This window comes from Paractinoplanes rhizophilus (genome assembly GCF_042664765.1).
Classification (GTDB): Bacteria; Actinomycetota; Actinomycetes; order Mycobacteriales; family Micromonosporaceae; genus Actinoplanes; species Actinoplanes rhizophilus.
Genome location: NZ_JBHTBJ010000031.1, coordinates 41957 through 58950, shown reverse-complemented (window position 1 = coordinate 58950; position 16994 = coordinate 41957). Strand labels below are relative to the sequence as shown.

16 protein-coding genes are annotated in these 16994 nt (G+C 71.5%); 8 read left to right on the top strand and 8 right to left on the bottom strand.

The window, feature by feature from the left end; genetic code table 11:
- Genes ACFQS1_RS30440 through ACFQS1_RS30425 form a run of 4 tightly spaced genes read right to left on the bottom strand, consistent with a single transcriptional unit; the run spans position 1 to position 4234 of the window.
- Positions 1–840, bottom strand: coding sequence for a carbohydrate ABC transporter permease (locus tag ACFQS1_RS30440; protein ID WP_378975043.1), 840 nt, complete (start codon positions 838–840; stop codon positions 1–3).
- A 5-nt stretch (positions 841–845) separates the two neighbouring features.
- Entirely contained in the window at positions 846–1814 is a 969-nt protein-coding gene (locus ACFQS1_RS30435) for a carbohydrate ABC transporter permease (RefSeq protein ID WP_378975041.1), read from the bottom strand.
- A gap of 28 nt (positions 1815–1842) precedes the next feature.
- Positions 1843–3183: an ABC transporter substrate-binding protein gene (locus tag ACFQS1_RS30430; RefSeq protein ID WP_378975039.1), complete on the bottom strand. Its 1341-nt coding sequence runs from the start codon at positions 3181–3183 to the stop codon at positions 1843–1845.
- Between the two features lie 16 nt (positions 3184–3199).
- Positions 3200–4234: a LacI family DNA-binding transcriptional regulator gene (locus tag ACFQS1_RS30425; RefSeq protein ID WP_378975037.1), complete on the bottom strand. Its 1035-nt coding sequence runs from the start codon at positions 4232–4234 to the stop codon at positions 3200–3202.
- Between the two features lie 230 nt (positions 4235–4464).
- Here ACFQS1_RS30425 and ACFQS1_RS30420 point away from each other — a divergent pair, with 230 nt between their 5' ends.
- The 8 genes from ACFQS1_RS30420 (at position 4465) to ACFQS1_RS30385 (ending at position 13118) form a co-directional block, all read left to right on the top strand.
- A complete protein-coding gene (locus tag ACFQS1_RS30420) occupies positions 4465–5790 on the top strand; it encodes a Gfo/Idh/MocA family protein (RefSeq protein WP_378975035.1) in 1326 nt (441 codons plus the stop codon).
- 7 nt (positions 5791–5797) lie between these two features.
- A complete protein-coding gene (gene uxaC / locus ACFQS1_RS30415) occupies positions 5798–7222 on the top strand; it encodes a glucuronate isomerase (protein WP_378975033.1) in 1425 nt (474 codons plus the stop codon).
- Positions 7219–8487: an enolase C-terminal domain-like protein gene (locus tag ACFQS1_RS30410; protein ID WP_378975031.1), complete on the top strand. Its 1269-nt coding sequence runs from the start codon at positions 7219–7221 to the stop codon at positions 8485–8487. The genes uxaC and ACFQS1_RS30410 overlap by 4 nt, the downstream gene beginning before the upstream one ends.
- On the top strand, positions 8484–9947 hold the full coding sequence (locus ACFQS1_RS30405) for a mannitol dehydrogenase family protein (RefSeq protein WP_378975029.1): 1464 nt from the start codon (positions 8484–8486) through the stop codon (positions 9945–9947). The genes ACFQS1_RS30410 and ACFQS1_RS30405 overlap by 4 nt, the downstream gene beginning before the upstream one ends.
- Positions 9944–11074, top strand: a complete 1131-nt coding sequence (locus ACFQS1_RS30400) for a Gfo/Idh/MocA family protein (protein ID WP_378975027.1) — start codon at positions 9944–9946, stop codon at positions 11072–11074. Before ACFQS1_RS30405 ends, ACFQS1_RS30400 begins: the two co-directional genes overlap by 4 nt.
- 57 nt (positions 11075–11131) lie before the next feature.
- Positions 11132–11434, top strand: a complete 303-nt coding sequence (locus ACFQS1_RS30395) for a hypothetical protein (protein ID WP_378975025.1) — start codon at positions 11132–11134, stop codon at positions 11432–11434.
- Positions 11435–12000: 566 nt separating this feature from the next.
- Entirely contained in the window at positions 12001–12657 is a 657-nt protein-coding gene (locus ACFQS1_RS30390; RefSeq protein ID WP_378975023.1) for a Type 1 glutamine amidotransferase-like domain-containing protein, read from the top strand.
- Between the two features lie 56 nt (positions 12658–12713).
- Positions 12714–13118, top strand: a complete 405-nt coding sequence (locus tag ACFQS1_RS30385) for a PPOX class F420-dependent oxidoreductase (RefSeq protein WP_378975021.1) — start codon at positions 12714–12716, stop codon at positions 13116–13118.
- Here ACFQS1_RS30385 and ACFQS1_RS30380 read toward each other — a convergent pair.
- From ACFQS1_RS30380 to ACFQS1_RS30365, 4 genes are read right to left on the bottom strand one after another with little or no spacing between them, the layout of a single operon-like run.
- Positions 13060–13905 (bottom strand): DUF6807 domain-containing protein, encoded by an 846-nt coding sequence (locus ACFQS1_RS30380; protein WP_378975019.1) that lies wholly within the window; start codon positions 13903–13905, stop codon positions 13060–13062. The genes ACFQS1_RS30385 and ACFQS1_RS30380 overlap by 59 nt on opposite strands.
- Positions 13902–14708: a sugar phosphate isomerase/epimerase family protein gene (locus ACFQS1_RS30375; protein WP_378975017.1), complete on the bottom strand. Its 807-nt coding sequence runs from the start codon at positions 14706–14708 to the stop codon at positions 13902–13904. Before ACFQS1_RS30375 ends, ACFQS1_RS30380 begins: the two co-directional genes overlap by 4 nt.
- Positions 14708–15805, bottom strand: a complete 1098-nt coding sequence (locus ACFQS1_RS30370) for a DUF993 family protein (protein WP_378975015.1) — start codon at positions 15803–15805, stop codon at positions 14708–14710. The genes ACFQS1_RS30375 and ACFQS1_RS30370 overlap by 1 nt, the downstream gene beginning before the upstream one ends.
- Entirely contained in the window at positions 15802–16959 is a 1158-nt protein-coding gene (locus tag ACFQS1_RS30365; RefSeq protein WP_378975013.1) for a Gfo/Idh/MocA family protein, read from the bottom strand. Before ACFQS1_RS30365 ends, ACFQS1_RS30370 begins: the two co-directional genes overlap by 4 nt.
- Positions 16960–16994: the final 35 nt, after the last annotated feature.

The following is a 16994-nucleotide window of genomic DNA, read 5'->3' as shown; positions in this document are numbered from 1 at the left end:
CTAGCCCTTCAGGCCGCTGGTGTTGATGCCCTCGACCAGCAGCCTCTGGAAGGCCACGAAGAAGAGGAACACCGGCACCAGACTGAGCAGGGACATGGCGAACATCGGGCCGACCGAGCTCTCGCTCGTCGAGTCGATGAACAGGGTCAGGGCCACCGGCGCGGTGTAGTCCTTGAGGTCGGAGAGGTACACCAGCTGGCGGAAGAAGTCGTTCCAGGTCCAGATGAACGAGAAGATGGCCGTGGTGACCAGGGCGGGACGGCTCAGCGGCAGCACCACGTGCCGGAACACGCTGTACGAGCTGGCGCCGTCGATCACCGCGGCCTCGTCCAGCTCGCGCGGGATGCCCCGCATGAACTGGACCATCAGGAACACGAAGAACGCCTCGGTGGCCAGGAAATGCGGCACCAGCAGCGGCAGGTACGGGAAGTCGCCGCCGACCCAGCCCAGCGTCCGGAACAGGATGTACTGCGGGATGATCAGCACGTGGCCGGGCAGGAGCAGGGTGGCGATCATGATCGCGAACCAGAAGCCCCGCAAGCGGAAGCGCAGCCGGCCCAGGGCGTACGCGGCCAGCAGGCACGACACCGTGTTGCCGACCACCGTCAGCGACGCCACCAGGGCGCTGTTGAGGAAGAAGCGGCCGAACGGCTCGTCGAACTTGGTCCAGCCCTCCACGAAGTTGTGCGGCGTGAACTGCTCCGGGAAGAGGCCGATGTTGCTGGCGATCTCCTCCTGCGACTTGAACGATGTGCCGATCATCCAGAACAGCGGGTACAGCACGGCCGCCAGGATGACGATCAGCACGATCAGGCGGACGACGGGCAATGAAGGGCGCATCAGCGTCACCGCTCCTCGGCGTCGGAGTAGTGCACCCAGAACCGGCCGGTGTTGAACAGCACCACCGTGATCGCGCCGACCACCAGCAGGAACACCCACGCCATCGCGGAGGCGTATCCCATGTTCAGCTCGACGAAGCCCGCGTTGTAGAGGTGCAGCGTGTACATGAGCGTGGAGTCGACCGGGCCGCCGGAGCCGTTGCTGAGCACGAACGCCGACGTGAAGCCCTGGAATCCGTGGATCGTCTCCAGCACCAGGTTGAAGAAGATGACCGGCGACAGCAGCGGCAGCGTGATGTGCGAGAACTTGCGCCACGCCCCGGCGCCGTCGACCGACGCGGCCTCGTACAGCTCGGCCGGCACCTGTTTGAGGCCGGCCAGGAAGATCACCATCGGGGCGCCGAACTGCCAGATGGCCAGCAGCATCAGCGTGGGCAGCGCCCAGGTCGGGTCGTTGACCCAGGCCTGGCCCTCAACGCCGAAGATCGACAGGAACTGGTTGAAGGCGCCTTCCCGGTTGAACATGCTGCGCCACACGATGGCCAGCGCCACGCTGCCGCCGAGCAGCGACGGCAGATAGAACAGCCCGCGGAACACCGCGATGCCGCGCATCGCGCGATTGAGCAGCATCGCGACACCCAGGGCCGCGGCGAGCTTCAGCGGCACGGCGACCAGGGCAAAAGTCACGGTCACGCGTACGGCGTGCCAGTAGGACGGGTCGGCGGTGAACATCCGCCGGTAGTTGTCGAGGCCGACCCACTGCGCCTCGGTCACCGGGATCAACGGGCTGTAGTCGGTGAAGCTGAGGTAGAGCGAGATCAGCATCGGGATCGCGGTGATCCCCAGCAGCCCGAGCAGCCACGGGGAGAGGAAGACGTAACCGGCCAGGTCCTCCCGGCGGCGCCGGCGGGCCGCCCGGCCCCGCCGCTGGGCGGCGGGAACCGGGGGCACGGGCTCGGTCGGACGGACCGGCATCTGAGCCATCGTCACGGAAGGGGTTCCTCTAACTCTGCCCGATGGCCGCCTTGGCGGCGGTGACGAACGCCGCGGCGCCCGCCTCGGGGGTCTGCCGGCCGTACGTCACTTCCTCGGCGATCCGGATCAGCTCGGTCTTGACCTTGCTGTGTCCCTTGGGCGGGACGCTCGGCGTGGTCGGGCCGAACTTGGCGCCCAGCTCGTTCTGCACCTCGATGGTCTGCTTCATGTTCGGGTCGGTCACCGTGGACTCGATCTGCTTGCGAACGTCGAGGTTGGGTGGCAGGCCGCGGTCGGTGCCGAGGATCTTGCCGGCCTCGGGGTCGTTGGCCAGGAAGTTGACCACGTCGACCGCGGCGTCCTTGTGCGGGCTGCCGCGGAAGACCGAGAAGTACAGCGAGGCCCGGGCCCACTGGGCGCTCGGGTCGCCGGGGTACGCGACCAGGCCGAGGTCGTTCTTCGTGTTCTTCTTCAGCTCGGGCATCTGGTTGGTCCAGACCCAGGAGGTGCCCGCCTTGCCGGTCACCACCAGCTGCTTGCTGACGCTGGAGTCGTTGCCCTCGTGGATGACGTCCGGCGTCGGGGTGGCCCCGGCCGCGCGCGCGTCCTTCCACATCTGGAACCACTTGGTGATGTCGGCCTCGTCGAAGGCGATCTGGTTGCCCTTGTACAGGTCCTTGCCGTTCTGCCGCAGGTAGACCCAGAGGGCCTGGTAGATCCCGCTCGGGTCCTGGGTGCCGGGCACCTTGGACGCCTTCGAGACGCTCGCCGCCCACTTGATGAAGTCGTCCCAGCTCATGCCCGTGGTGGGCGCGGGCAGCTTGAACTTGTCGACCAGGGTCTTGTCGTAGACCAGGCCCTGCGTGTTCTCGCCCATGGCGACGCCGACCAGCTTGCCGTCGACCTGGCCGTACTCCTTGAGGCTCTTGGGGAACTTGCTGACGTCGAGCTTGCCGTCCGACGTGTACGGGGTGAGGTCGAGCGTGACGCCGCGGGTCGCGTACTCCGAGATCGCGTTGTCGTCGATCTGGAAGATGTCGGGCGCGTTGCCGCCGGCCGTGAGGGTGGCCAGCTTGTCGTAGTAGCCCTGGTTGGCCTGCCAGGTCTTCTTGAACGTCACGTTCGGGTGCTTCTGGGTGTAGAGGTCCAGCGCCTGCTCGGTGAGCTCGGCGCGCTTGTCCGCGCCCCACCAGAAGATGGAGAGCTCGACCTTGTCGTCCGACCCGCTGCCGCCCGAGTCGTCCCCGCCACAGGCCGCCGCCCCGAGGGCCAGCGGCAGGACGAGAGCGGCGGCGAGCAGGCGGCGGCGGGACGGGCGCGACGCCGGGGTACGTTGATCGGGCGTGGCGCTCCTCGTGAAGGGTTCCATGACGGTTGGCTCCTTTTTAGGAGGCGACACCTCCGGGGACGTTGACGCCGCCCGGGTCCGCAGGGCTGTGCGGACCCGGGCCGTTCCCCGTCGAGTCGCGGATGACCAATTCGGTCTGCAGGTGCAGGTGTGCGGTGGAGCGGCGGTCGTCGCCGTGCGCGAGCAGCATGTCGACGGCCGCCCGGCCCGCGGCGGCGGTGGGTGTCGCCACCGTGGTCAGCTTCGGCCGGGTGAGCCGGCTGAGCATGATGTCGTCGATGCCGACGACGCTGACGTCCTCGGGCACCCGGGCCCCCGCGGAGAACAGGCCCTCGATCAGGCCGATCGCCATCAGGTCGTTGTAGGCGAGCACGGCGGTGGCGCCGGCCCGCAGCACGTCCTCGGCGACGGTGAGGCCGCCGAGCTCGGTGGGCGGGTTGGGCCCGACCACGGTGAGCTCGGCGTGCCCGGCCCGGGCGGTGGCGGTGGCGGAGCGCCGGATCTCCCGGCTGGTCCACGAGCCGCGCGGGCCGCTGAGCAGCGCGATGGTGCGGTGCCCGAGGGTCGTCAGGTGCTCGACGGCGAGCCGGGCGCCCTGCGCCACGTCCATCACGACGGCGGGGATGCCGGCGATCTGGCGGTTGACGACGACCAGCGGAACCTCGCGGCTGAGCTGCTCGATCAGCGCGTTGTTCATCCGGGGGCTGCAGATCAGGACGCCGTCGACCTGTTTGGCCAGGGCCCGCACCACCTCCTCCTCGACCGCCGGGTCCTCGTTGGTGTCGGCGACGAAGATGTGGTGGTCGTGCTTGCGGGCCTGGCTCTCGGCCGCCTTGATCAGCGGCGGGAAGAACGGGTTGGCGATGTCGGCCACGATCAGGCCGATGTTGTACGTCCGGCCGGTGATCAGGGCGCGGGCCGCCCGGTTGGGCCGGTAACCCAGCTCCTCGGCGCAGGCCAGCACCCGGCTGCGGGTGTGGGGATTGACCAGATGCGGCGCCGAGAACGTGCGCGACACGGTGGAGATGTGCACGCCGGACGCCCGGGCGACATCGCGAATGGTGACGGACACGCTCTGACCTCCCCGGGCGGCATGTGGCGACGGTCACGGACGACCACAATTAATGCAAGCGGTTGCACGGGTGTCAATGTCCCTGTGTTGCATAAAGATTGCGAACGGGCATGAGGTACGCGCTTACCTTCCGACAAAACCGGGCAATCTCCCGCGAGGTCATTGACGGCAACGCATCGAGATGCCTAACTTCGCTGCAAACCTTTGCAGGCACCGGGCCGGGAGGGCACATGCCACGAGGACACCGCCGCCGCTTCGCCCTGGTCGGCGCCGGCGCGCGCGCCGAGATGTTCGTCCGCGCCCTCACCGCCGACCACGCCGAGACGGCGGAGCTGGTCGCGCTCGCGGACACCAACCGGTCCCGGATGGACGCGCACAACCGCTGGCTCAAGGCCGCCGGGCACGAGCCGGTGCCCACCTACGCGGCCGGCGACCTGGCCGCCATGCTCCGGCGCACCGAGGTCGACGAGCTGATCGTCACCAGCGTCGACAGCACCCACGCCGGGCACATCGTCACCGCGCTCGAGGCCGGCTGCGACGTCATCACCGAGAAGCCGATGACCGTCGACGCCGGGAGTGCGCGGCGCATCCTCGACGCCCAGCGGCGCACCGGCCGCCGGGTGCAGGTCGCCTTCAACTACCGGTTCAACCCGGTGCACGAGGCCGTGCGCACGCTGCTGGCCGGCGGCGAGATCGGCGAGATCGGCTCGGTCCACTTCGAATGGCTGCTCGACGTGCGGCACGGCGCCGACTACTTCCGCCGCTGGCACCGCGCCAAGGCCAACTCCGGCGGCCTGCTCGTGCACAAGTCCGGCCACCACTTCGACCTGGTCAACTGGTGGCTCGGCGCGGCGCCCACGGAGGCGTACGCGTCCGGCCGTCTGTTCTTCTACGGGGAGAACGGCAAACGCCACGGCTACGCCCGGGACTACGAACGGGTGCACGGCAGCCCGGCGGCGGACGGCGATCCGTTCGCCCTGCGCCTGGCGGACAACCCGCGGCTGCGCGAGCTCTACCTCGACGCCGAGGCCGAGGACGGCTACCACCGCGACCAGAACGTCTTCGCGCCCGGGGTGACGATCGAGGACGACCTGGCGGTGCTGGTCCGCTACGACACCGGCGCGACCATGACCTACCACCTCACCGCGTACGCGCCGTGGGAGGGCTACCGGCTCATGGTCAACGGCAGCAAGGGTCGGCTCGAGCTGGAGGTGGTCGAGAGCGATCACGTCAGCCCGGTCGCGGCCGGCGAGCTCAAGGGCGCGGCGGTGCACGGGACCGAGGCCGCTCCCGAGCGCGGCGGCGTCACGCTGACCGTCCGCCCGTTCTGGGCGCCGCCGCGCGCGGTCGAGCTGCCGGCGCACGACCGGGCGGGCCACGGCGGCGCCGACAGCCGGATGACCGCCGTCCTGATCGGCGGGCAGACCGACCCGATGCACCGCTCGGCGACCGCCCGCGACGGCGCCCTGGCGCTGCTCACCGGGCTGGCCGCCAACCGATCTCTGCAAACCGCCGAGCGGGTGCCGGTTTCCGGCCTGCTCGACCTGACCAGCTGAGGTGCCCGTGTCCGAAAATGGTCCGACGTTCGCCACCGACCCGCGCCACGCCCAGGTCGCCCGCGAGCTGTACGCCGCCGCCCGCGGCCTGCCGCTGATCAGCCCGCACGGCCACGTCGACCCGCGCGTGCTGGCCGACGACGAGCCGTTTCCCGACCCGGCGCGGCTGCTGATCGTGCCCGACCATTACGTGACGCGGATGCTGCTGAGCCAGGGCATCCCGCCCGACCGGCTGGGCGTCCCGCGGCGCGACGGCGGCCCGGTCGAGACCGACGGCCGGGCGATCTGGCGGCTGCTCGCCGGCAACTGGCACCTGTTCCGCGGCACCCCGTCCCGGCTCTGGCTCGAGCGCACCTTCCAGACCGTCTTCGGCGTCGAGACGCCGCTGAGCCGAGACACCGCCGACGAGGTCTACGACGCGATCGCGGCCCGCCTCGCCGAGCCCGGGTTCCGGCCGCGGGCGCTGTTCGAGCGGTTCGGCATCGAGGTCCTCGCGACCACCGAGTCGCCCACCGACGACCTCGCCCAGCACGCCAAGCTCGCCGCCGACGGCTGGGGCGGTCCCGGCGGCCGGGTGATCTCGACGTTCCGCCCGGACAACGTGGTCGATCTGGACCGCGCGGACTGGCACGACAACATCGGCGTGCTCGGCGACCTCGCCGGCGAGGACACCGCCACGTACGCCGGCTATCTCACCGCCCTGCGACGGCGGCGCGAGGCGTTCATCGCGGCCGGAGCCACCTCCTCCGACCACGGCCATCCCACCGCCCGCACCGCAAAGCTGTCCGGCGAAGAGGCCGCCGCGATCTATGAGCGCGGGCTGCGCGGCGAGGCAACGGCGGCCGACGCGGAGACGTTCCGGGCCCACATGCTGCTCGAGTTCGCCCGCATGTCGATCGACGACGGTCTCGTCATGCAGCTCCACCCGGGCGCCGTGCGCGACCACAACGGCAAGCTGCACGCCGCGCACGGCCAGGACGTGGGTGGCGACATCCCGCAGGCCACCGACTACGTGCACGCTTTAAGACCACTGCTTGACGCGTACGGGATGGACGCGCGCCTGCGCGTGGTCGTCTACACGCTCGACGAGCACACCTTCAGCCGGGAGCTCGCCCCGCTCGCGGGTGGCTATCCAGCTCTTTATCTGGGCGCGCCCTGGTGGTTCCTGGACACGCCGGACGCGATGCGCCGGTTCCGCGAGGCGGTCACCGACGCGGCCGGCTTCTACAACACGGCCGGCTTCGTCGACGACACCCGGGCGTTCTGCTCGATCCCGGTGCGGCACGACATCTCCCGCCGGGTCGACGCGGCCTACCTCGCCTCGCTGGTGGTGCAGGACCGGCTCCCGATGGACGAGGCGGCGCAGACCTTGGCCGACCTCGCCTACCACCTGCCGAAGCGGATCTTCCGACTGGACAAGGCGGTCACATGACCAAGATCAAAAGCTTGCGGGTCCACGACGTACGATTTCCCACCGCCGCCGCCGGGGACGGCTCCGACGCGATCAACCGCGGCGACTACTCGGCCACCTACGTCGAGCTGTTTACCGACGGCGGGCCGACCGGCACCGGGTTCACCTTCACCAACGGCCGCGGCAACGAGATCACCTGCGCGGCGGTGGAGGCGCTGGCGCACCACGTGGTCGGGCGGACGCCGGCGGAGGTGCGCCCGCGCGACCTCACCGCCGACGTGCAGCTGCGCTGGCTCGGGCCCGAGAAGGGCGTCATCCACATGGCGGCCGGTGCGATCCTCAACGCGGTCTGGGATCTGCGCGCCAAGCTCGCCGGCAAGCCGATGTGGCAGTTCCTCGCCGAGATGCCCACCGCCGACCTGGTCGCCTGCGTCGACTTCCGGCACATCGACGACGCGCTCACCCCCGGGGACGCCGCCGCCATCCTCGACAAGGGCCGGGTCGGACTCGAGGACCGGCTCGCCCAGCTGCGGCGGGAGGGCTTCCCGTCGTACACGACCAGCGTGGGCTGGCTCGGCTACCCCGACGACAAGGTGCGGGCGCTGACCCGGGCGGCGTACGCGCAGGGCTGGCGGGCCATGAAGATGAAGGTCGGCGGCCCGATCGACGACGATGTCCGCCGGGCCCGGATCATCCGGGACGAGATCGGCCCGGACGCGCTGCTGATGATGGACGCCAACCAGGTGTGGGGCGTCGACGAGGCGATCGCGAACATGGCCCGGCTCGCCGAGATGAACCCGTACTGGATCGAGGAGCCCACCCACCCCGACGACGTGCTCGGCCACGCCCGCGTCCAGCGGGCCGTCGCGCCGATCCGGGTGGCCACCGGCGAGGTCGCCGCCAACCGGGTCATCTTCAAGCAGCTCCTGCAGGCCGGCGCGATCCGGGTGATGCAGATCGACGCCTGCCGGGTCGCCGGCATCCCCGAGGTCCTGGCCGAGCTGCTGCTGGCGGCGAAGTTCGGGGTGCCGGTCTGCCCGCACGCCGGCGGGGTCGGCCTCTGCGAGCTGGTCCAGCATCTGGCGATCTTCGATTTCCTGCGGGTCGGCACGTCGCTCGACGGGCGCATGGTGGAATACGTCGACCACCTCCACGAGCATTTCGAGGATCCGGTACGCACGCGCGACGGCCGCTACCTGGTGCCGGAGCAGCCCGGTTACAGCTCCGCTCTCAAACCGGCCTCGATCGCCGAGTTCCGTTTCCCGGACGGGCCGGCCTGGTCATGAGCGATCTCCTCGGCCTGAGCACCCTCCACCGGATCCCCGCCGCGGCCCGCCCCCGGATCACGCCCGGAGAGGCCGCCGCCGGCATCGTCCACCTCGGCCTCGGCGCGTTCCACCGGGCCCACCAGGCGGTCTTCACCGAGGACGCGATGGCGGCCGCCGGCGGCGACTGGGGCATCATCGGCGTCGCGCCCCGCTCGGTTGCCGTGTACGACGCGCTGCGCGCGCAGGACCGCCTCTACAGCGTCACCACCCTCGCCGCCGAGGGCCGCTCCACCCGGGTGGTCGGCGCCCTGGCCGGCGTCCGGCACGCCGCGAGCGACCCCGGCGCGGTGGTCGAGCTGCTCGCCGACCCGGCCATCCGCATCGTCACGCTCACCGTGACCGAGAAGGCGTACCTGCTCGACCCCGCGACCGGGCGGCTCCGGCTCGACGACGAGCTGCGCGGCGACCTGGCGACCGACCGCCCCCCGCGCACCGTGCCCGGCCTGCTGATCCGCGGCCTGGCCGCCCGCCGCCGCGCCGGCGCCGGGCCGATCGCGCTGGTCAGCTGCGACAACCTGCCGGCCAACGGGCACCGGTTGCGGGGCCTGATCGAGCCGCTCGCCGCCGCCACCGCGCTCGCCGACTGGGTGGCCGGCAACGTCACCTTCCCCGGCACGATGGTCGACCGGATCGTGCCGGCCAGCACCGCCGAGACCCGGGCCGTCGCGCGCGCCCAGCTCGGGGTCCGCGACGAGGCGGCGCTGAGCGGCGAACCGTATGCCGCCTGGGTGATCGAGGACGACTTCCCGGCCGGGCGGCCGGCGTGGGAGAAGGCCGGGGCGGTGCTCACCGGCGACCCCCGGCCGTGGGAGCGGCTCAAGCTGCGGACCCTCAACGGGGTGCACTCGGCGATCGCCTACCTCGGCGCCCTCGCCGGGCGCGAGACCATCGCGGACGCGCTCGAGCTTCCCGGGATGACCGCCGCGGTGCGGCGATTCATCGCCGAGGACATCGCGCCGAGCTTCACCCCTCCGCCGGGCGTCGAGACCATCGCGTACGGGGAGGAGGTGCTGCGCCGCTTCGCCAACCCCGCGATCGACTACCGGACCGTGCAGGTGGCCATGGACGGCTCGCAGAAGCTGCCGCAGCGGGTCCTGCACACGATCATCGACCGGCGGGCGGCCGGCGCCACGCCCCGCTGGGGGATCATGGTGGTCGCCGCCTGGATGCGCTTCGTCGGCGGCCGCTCCGACGACGGGCGGGCCCTCCCCCTCGACGACCCGCTCGCGGAACGGATCCGATCCCGGCTCGCGGCAGCCCCGGCCACCCCGGCCGGCGTCGTGGACGCGCTGCTCGGCCTCGACACGGTCTTCGCGCCCGACCTCGCCGGCGACGACACGGTCCGCGAGCAGCTCGCCGAGTGGCTGACGGCCTTCGCGAAGCACGGTGTCGGGGCCACGCTGGCGGGTGCGGCGTGACGGCCACGGTGGCGCTGATCGGGGCCAACGGGCACGGGCGATGGCACCGGCGGCGGATCGCGGAGATCGAGCGGGCCGGACGCGTACGGCTGACGGGCCTGGCCGACCCGCGGCCGATCGAGCCGGACCCACTCGTACGCGACCGGGTCCTGATCTTCGACGACCACCGCAAGCTGCTCGCCGAGATCAGCCCCGACGTGGTCGTGATCTGCACACCGCCGCACACACATCTGCCGATCGCGCTCGACGCGATCGCCGCCGGATGCGATCTGCTGCTCGAGAAACCGCCGGTGCCGTCGCCGGCGGCGCACCACACGCTCGCCGCGGCGCTGGCGGACGCCCGGCGGGCCTGCCAGGTCGGGTTCCAGGCGCTCGGGTCGCAGGCCTGGCTCCGGTTCCGAGAGGCACTGCCCGGGCTCGGGAGACTCGACGGCATCACGGCCACCGCGTCGTGGCAGCGCGACGACGTCTACTACGGACGGTCGCCCTGGGCGGGCAGACGCAGCGTGAACGGCCGCCCGGTGGTGGACGGAGCGTTGGTCAACCCGCTGGCACACGCGGTGATGCAGGCGCTGGCCGGCGCGCACGCGGTCGGCGCGGGCCGGCCCCGGCAGCTGGTCGCCGAGCGCTACCGGGTGCGGCCCATCGAGGTGGAGGACACCGCGTTCGCGCGGATCGGCTTCGACAGCGGGCTGACCATCGTGATCGCGGTGACGCTGGCCGGCGAGGACTTCATCGCCGGCGAGATCGCGGCCCGCGGTCCCGGCGGGCGCGCCGTGCTCGAATATCCGACCGACCGGCTGGCGCTGCCCGGCGACGCCGCCATGCGGCCGGTCGAGGGCCGGACCGATCTGCTCACCAACCTGATCGACCACCGCGCGCACGGCGCGCCGCTGCTCGTGCCGCTCGGGTCGACGGCCGACTTCACCGCGGTGCTGGCGGCGCTGACCGCCCCGGACGCGCCGCTGCCGCACCTGCTGAACGACTCGGCCGTGGTGGTCGAGGGCCCGAAGCGCACCATCCCCGGCATCAACGACCTGCTCCGCAAGGTGATCTCGACGATGGCGCTGCCGTCGGAGATGGGTGTGCCGTGGGCGGTGCCACCCTTCACCCGGCGGCTCCCGTGACCCAGCCCTCTCTCGGGTATCGACAGCCGTGCATGCGGGTGGAGTATCCTGCCCGCCATGGTGAGCCGGATGCGCGCCTTCACCATCGCCGCGGCCTGGATTGTGGCCGGGCTGATCGTCGGCATCGCCGGTTTCGCGGCCGCCACCGGGACGCTGACCGACGAGCCCCGGGCCATCGTCGTGGCCGGGCTGCTGTTCCTGCCCGCCTGCCTGGTGGTGGCCGGGTTGTGGGTGGTCATCGGGTCGCGGAACGCCCAGTCGTCGGCGTCGCTGGGCGGTCAGGCGGCCTTGTTCGGGCTGGCGGCGGCGCTGATCGCGGTGCTGCTGCTGGCGGCGCTGCTGGGCGACAGCGCGCACTGATCGGAGACCATCCGGGGTCGAGGTCCGACGCGCCCGCCCGGCCGTCGGTGGACAGCGACGAATTCTTGTCGTACCCACCTGCTCTACTCGGCCCCACCCAAGTGCGGGGGCGGGGGATGGACTGTGGGCGCCGCGACTCGTGATCAAAAATGGGGGTTGCGGTGATCGCCGGCGAGGAGCTGGGGCTTCCGCGGCCGGGAGGCGTGGGTGGGGCGCATTGGGTGCGGCCGGTCGCGCAGATTCGCTCCGGGATCCCACCATCTGGCGGTCGGGTCCAGCCAGGGGGACGCGTTCCCGCATGTCGGCCGGAGGTCGCGGAACATGGGACGATCCGCCCATCAGGTGGGACGCCTGCCGGGAATATCGGTTATGTCCGGCGGCAGTTGATCAGGGACGGCCAGCGATGAAGAGTTCCCGTCCGGCCGCAACCGCAACTCATCAAGATCAGCGCGCAGCGGCGCCCGCGATCCGAAGGGACGGCCGACAGCGCCGACCCGCACTACGATTAGCCCCGGCCCGGTGCCTGGTCCGGCAATCTCCTTCCGCGGCGTGAATTCGGAGGCAGCGTGAAGCTCTTGCTCACCTCGGGCGGCGTCACGAACCCGAGCATCCAGTCGGCGCTCGTGCAGCTTCTCGGCAAGCCGATCGGCGACGCCAACGCCCTCTGCGTTCCGACCGCGACGTACGGGCATCCCATGTGCACCCCCGGGACGGCCTGGCGGTTCGTCGCCGGTCGGAGTCCCTCGCCCATGGTCGACCTGGGCTGGAAGTCGATGGGCCTGCTGGAGCTCACCGCACTGCCGACCATCGGCGCGCAGCGATGGGTGCCGTGGGTCCGGGAGGCCGACGTGCTCCTGGTCGACGGCGGCGACGCGACGTATCTGTGTCATTGGATGCGCGAGTCGGGGCTGGCCGATCTGCTGCCATCGCTGCCCGACCTGGTCTGGGTGGGGGTGAGCGCGGGAAGCATGGTGATGACCCCCCGGATCGGCGCGGACTTCGTCGAGTGGCCGTCGGCGCCGGACGACCGCACGCTGGGAATCGTCGACTTCTCGATCTTCCCGCACCTGGACGCCTTCCCCGAGAACACCCTCGCGGACGCCGAGCGGTGGGCCGCCGACCTCGGCGTCCCGGCCTACGCCATCGACGAGCAGACGGCCATCAAGGTGGTCGACGGCTCCGTCGAAGTGGTCTCCGAAGGGCAGTGGACGAAGTTCGGCTGACGCGGCATCGGAGTTGCCGCGGCCCCGGACGGCACGCGGCACCGTAAGGTGGTGGTGTGTCGATCTTGCCGGCGAACATCGCCGATTTTCTGGGTAAGCCCCAACCGGCCGTCATGGCCACGGTCGCCGCCGATGGGCGGCCGGTCACCGTCGCCACCTGGTATCTGCTGGAGGACGACGGCACGATCCTGCTCGGCCTGGACAGCACCCGCGCCCGGATCAAGCACCTGCGGGCCGACCCCCGCGTGTCGCTGACCGTGCTGGACAAGGACGACTGGTACTCCCACGTCAGCATCCAGGGCCGGGCCTCGGAGCTCGCCGACGACGAGGGTCTGCGCGACATCGACCGGCTCTCGCGGCATTACACGGGCAAGCCCTACCCGAACCGCACCAGTCCCCGGGTCAGCACCCACGTGACCATCGAGCGTCTCCATCTCTGGGGTGCGCTTCGCGACCAGTAGGACTTCCGGTCAGGTCGACGGCCTCGATCTGATCGCGAGTCAGGGCGCCGTCGGCGACCAGGACCTCGATGGTCCGGGTCAGCGGCCGGCCGGGCTTGATCGGCAGCGGGTCGGTGAAGGCCAGGGCGGCGCACACGCCGACGTAGTCGCCGGTGCGGACGAACCAGCGGTCGGCGTCGGCCAGGCCCCGGAAGACCAGCGTGTAGCGGTCGTCCACCGTGACGGCCAGCCAGGGATCGGCCGACGCGTGCGGCGAGTCCGACGCCGCGCCGAAGGCCCGGGCCACGCCGGGTGCGGCGCGCCAGAAGAAGCCGCCGTAACCGGCCTGGCCGGGGCGGCCGTGGGTGGCGGGGCTGCCCAGCACGACCTCCGACTCGGCGACGGTGCTCAGGGCGTACGCGAAAGAAAGACGCCAGCCGTGCGGCGCGGCACTTGCCGTCACCGTGCGTTCCTCGCGCAGGATCACCTCGCCGGAGGCCGCCTGCCATTCCAGCACGGAGGCCGGGCCGCACGACGAGACCTCGACGATGCGGCCGTGGTCGTCGAGCCACCGGTAGCCCTCGTCGCGGACGTAGGTGCGGCCGCCCCAGAAGTTGCGGCCGTCGACGTCGGCGATGGTCACCGAGGCGCCCATGTGCCAGGGGTGGTCGTAACAGAGAGCGTCGGTGACCGTGACGCCGGAGAGGGTGCGGACGGGATGCAGGTACGGGCGGGGAGCCAGCCGGATGTCGAGGTCGGGGCGGACCACAATGGCCACTTCCCGGCCCCCGACATGCAAACCGGTCATGCGGCGAAGGCCCGGTAGCCGGCGTACGCCTCGGCCAACACGGACGGGCCCGGGCGGGACCAGACGTCCTCGTGGAAGACCTCGACCTCGACGTATCCGCGGTAGCCGGCGTCGTGCACGGCGGTGGCGAAGCGGCGCAGATCCACGCAGCCGGCGCCGGGCATCCCGCGGCCGAGCAGCACGCCCGCCGGCAGCGGGGTGATCCAGTCGGCCAGTTGGAAGGCGGCTATCCGGCCCGCGCGCCCGGCCGCGGCGATCTGGTCCCACACCTGGTCGTCCCACCACAGGTGATAGGTGTCGATGCAGACGCCGACCGCGTCGGAGGGGTGCGCGGCGGCGATCTCGAGGGCCTGGCCGAGCGTCGCCACGACGCAGCGGTCGGCGCAGAACATCGGGTGCAGCGGCTCGATCGCGAGGCGGACGCCGGCCGCGCGGGCGTCGGGCACCAGGGCGCCGATCGCGTCGCTCACGTGCCGTCGGGCGCCGTCGATGTCCCGGGACTTGCCGGGCAGGCCACCGCTGACCAGCACCAGGGTGTCGGTGCCGAGGGTGGCGGCCTCCTCGATGGCGCGGCGGTTGTCGTCGTACCAGTCGGCCTCGTGGAAGAAGCCGCCGCGGCACAGCGAGGAGACCGCCAGGCCGGCGTCGCGGATCAGCGCGGCGGCCTTGTCCGAACCGAACTCGGCCACCTCCTCGCGCCACAGGCCGACCGCGGGGACGCCGGCCGCGACGCAGCCGGCCACCAGCTCGTCGAGCGGCCAGCGCTTGGTGGTGGCCTGGTTGAGCGAGAAACCTTTGTTCATCAGTCCAGTCCTACCGTGGTGAGCCAGGCCCGGGCGCGGGCGGTGGCGAGGTCGGCGTCGGGGAGGATGCCGGCGTCGTCGGCCAGGCGCATCAACGTACGCAGATGGCTCGGCGAGCGACCCGCCTGCGCGCCGCCGACCATGACCAGGTGGTCCTGGTGGCCGGCCAGCCAGTTCAGGAAGACGATGCCGGTCTTGTAGTGATATGTCGGGGCGGCGAACAGGTGCCGGGCGAGCGGCAAGGTGGCGTCCATGATCTGGTCGTAGGTCCCGAGGTCGCCGGCATCCAGGGCGCGCAGGGCGGCGGCGGCCGGCGCGGCGATCACCGCCAGGACACCCAGGAGGGCCTCGGAGTGGCCGAGATCGTCGCCCTTGATCAGGGCCGGGTAGTGGAAGTCGTCGCCGGTGTACATCCGGACGCCGGACGGGAGACGCCGGCGCATCGCGATCTCGCGGTCGGCGTCGAGCAGCGAGAGCTTGATGCCGTCCACTTTCGCGGCGTGCGCGGCGATGATCTCGAGCACGACGTCGTCGCCACCCCAGTACCCGGCCAGTGCGGGGTCGAAGGCCTCCCCCAGCCAATGCAGCAGCACCGGGCCGTCGGCCAGGGCGAGCAGCTCGCCGTAGACGCGCCGGTAGTCGTCCGCATCCGCGGCTGTCGCCGCGAGATGGCGGGAACACATGATCACCGGTTGGGCGCCGGCTTCCTGCACGTCATGCAATTGCTCCGCGTACGCCTTCCGGATGTCGTCGATGGACGCGGCGCCGGGTGGCAGTTGATCGGTGCCGACACCGGCCACGATCCGGCCGCCGGCCGACCGGGCCTCGGCGGCGCTGCGGCGGATCAGCTCGCGGGTCGCGGGGTAGTCGAGGCCGGCGCCGCGCTGGGCGGTGTCCATCGCCTCGGCCACCCCGAAGCCGTGGGACCAGAGGTGATGGCGGAACCGCAGGGTGGCGTCCCAGTCGAGGGCGGCGGGCGCGCCGGGGATGTTCTCGGCGCGCTGATCCGCGGTGACCGGCGCGGCGGCGTACGCGATGCGGCTCTTGAATTTTTCCTGGCCGGCGGGAAAACCGCGGCCGCTGAAGGCGAAGGTCATCGGCCGAGCTCCGGAATCTCGACGCGCCGGCCCTCGCGGGAGGACCGCAAGCCCAGCTCGGCGACCTGCACGCCGCGGGCGCCGGCCCACAGGTCGCCGGCGTACGGCGCGTCCTCGGCCACGTAGCGGAGGAACTGCTCCCACTGGGCGCGGAAGCCGTTGGGGAAGGCCGCGTTGTCGGGGACCTCCTGCCATTGGTCGCGGAACCGCTGCGTGGTGGGCACGTCCGGGTCCCAGACCGGCTTGGGGGTGGCGGCGCGCGGCTGGATGCGGCAGTGGTGCAGGCCGGCCACCGCGCTGCCGTGCGTGCCGTCGACCTGGAACTCGACCAGCTCGTCGCGGTTCACCCGGACCGCCCACGAGGAGTTGATCTGGGCGATGACGCCACCGGTCAATTCAAAGATTCCGTACGCGGCGTCGTCGGCGGTCGCCTCGTAAGGGGAGCCTTCCTCGTCCCAGCGGCGGTCGATGTGAGTCACCGCGCGGGCCGTCACGGCTTCCACTTTGCCGAAGACCTGTTCGAGGACGTAGTGCCAATGCGGGAACATGTCGAGGACGATGCCGCCGCCGTCGGCCGCCCGGTAGTTCCACGATGGGCGCTGGGCGGACTGCCAGTCGCCCTCGAAGACCCAGTAGCCGAACTCGCCGCGGACGCTGAGGACCCTCCCGAAAAATCCGCTTTCCACCAGGCGGGCCAGCTTTCGCAGGCCCGGGAGGTACAGCTTGTCCTGCACCACGCCGTGCTTGACGCCGGCCGCGTCGGCCAGGCGGGCCAGCTCGACGGCCTGCTCGAGGGTCTCGGCGACCGGCTTCTCGGTGTAGACGTGCTTGCCCGCGTCGATCGCCATCTGCAGCGCCTTGACCCGCGCCGAGGTGACCTGGGCGTCGAAGTAGACCCGCACGTCCGGCCGGGCCAGCGCGGCCGGCAGGTCGGTGGTCCAGTTCTCCTCGTCGATGCCGTGGCTCTCGGCGATGGCGCGGAGCTTGGCGGCGCTGCGGCCGACCAGCACCGGCTCGGGCCAGAGCACCGAGCCGTCCTGCAGCGGCAACCCACCGTCCTGGCGGATGGCGAGCACCGAGCGGAGCAGATGTTGCCGCAGCCCCATCCGCCCGGTGACGCCGTTGAGCACGATTCCGATCGTCGTCCGGGCCATCGTCGCGGGTCCTCCGTCTTCGCCTCACGCTCACC

Coding starts and splice junctions, on each gene's coding strand:
- ACFQS1_RS30375 (WP_378975017.1), bottom strand. CDS start 14,708: ATGAACAAAGGTTTCTCGCTCAACCAGGCCACCACCAAGCGCTGGCCG.
- ACFQS1_RS30365 (WP_378975013.1), bottom strand. CDS start 16,959: ATGGCCCGGACGACGATCGGAATCGTGCTCAACGGCGTCACCGGGCGG.
- ACFQS1_RS30370 (WP_378975015.1), bottom strand. CDS start 15,805: ATGACCTTCGCCTTCAGCGGCCGCGGTTTTCCCGCCGGCCAGGAAAAA.
- ACFQS1_RS30440 (WP_378975043.1), bottom strand. CDS start 840: ATGCGCCCTTCATTGCCCGTCGTCCGCCTGATCGTGCTGATCGTCATC.
- ACFQS1_RS30430 (WP_378975039.1), bottom strand. CDS start 3,183: ATGGAACCCTTCACGAGGAGCGCCACGCCCGATCAACGTACCCCGGCG.
- ACFQS1_RS30420 (WP_378975035.1), top strand. CDS start 4,465: ATGCCACGAGGACACCGCCGCCGCTTCGCCCTGGTCGGCGCCGGCGCG.
- ACFQS1_RS30410 (WP_378975031.1), top strand. CDS start 7,219: ATGACCAAGATCAAAAGCTTGCGGGTCCACGACGTACGATTTCCCACC.
- ACFQS1_RS30395 (WP_378975025.1), top strand. CDS start 11,132: ATGGTGAGCCGGATGCGCGCCTTCACCATCGCCGCGGCCTGGATTGTG.
- ACFQS1_RS30435 (WP_378975041.1), bottom strand. CDS start 1,814: ATGCCGGTCCGTCCGACCGAGCCCGTGCCCCCGGTTCCCGCCGCCCAG.
- ACFQS1_RS30380 (WP_378975019.1), bottom strand. CDS start 13,905: ATGACCGGTTTGCATGTCGGGGGCCGGGAAGTGGCCATTGTGGTCCGC.
- ACFQS1_RS30405 (WP_378975029.1), top strand. CDS start 8,484: ATGAGCGATCTCCTCGGCCTGAGCACCCTCCACCGGATCCCCGCCGCG.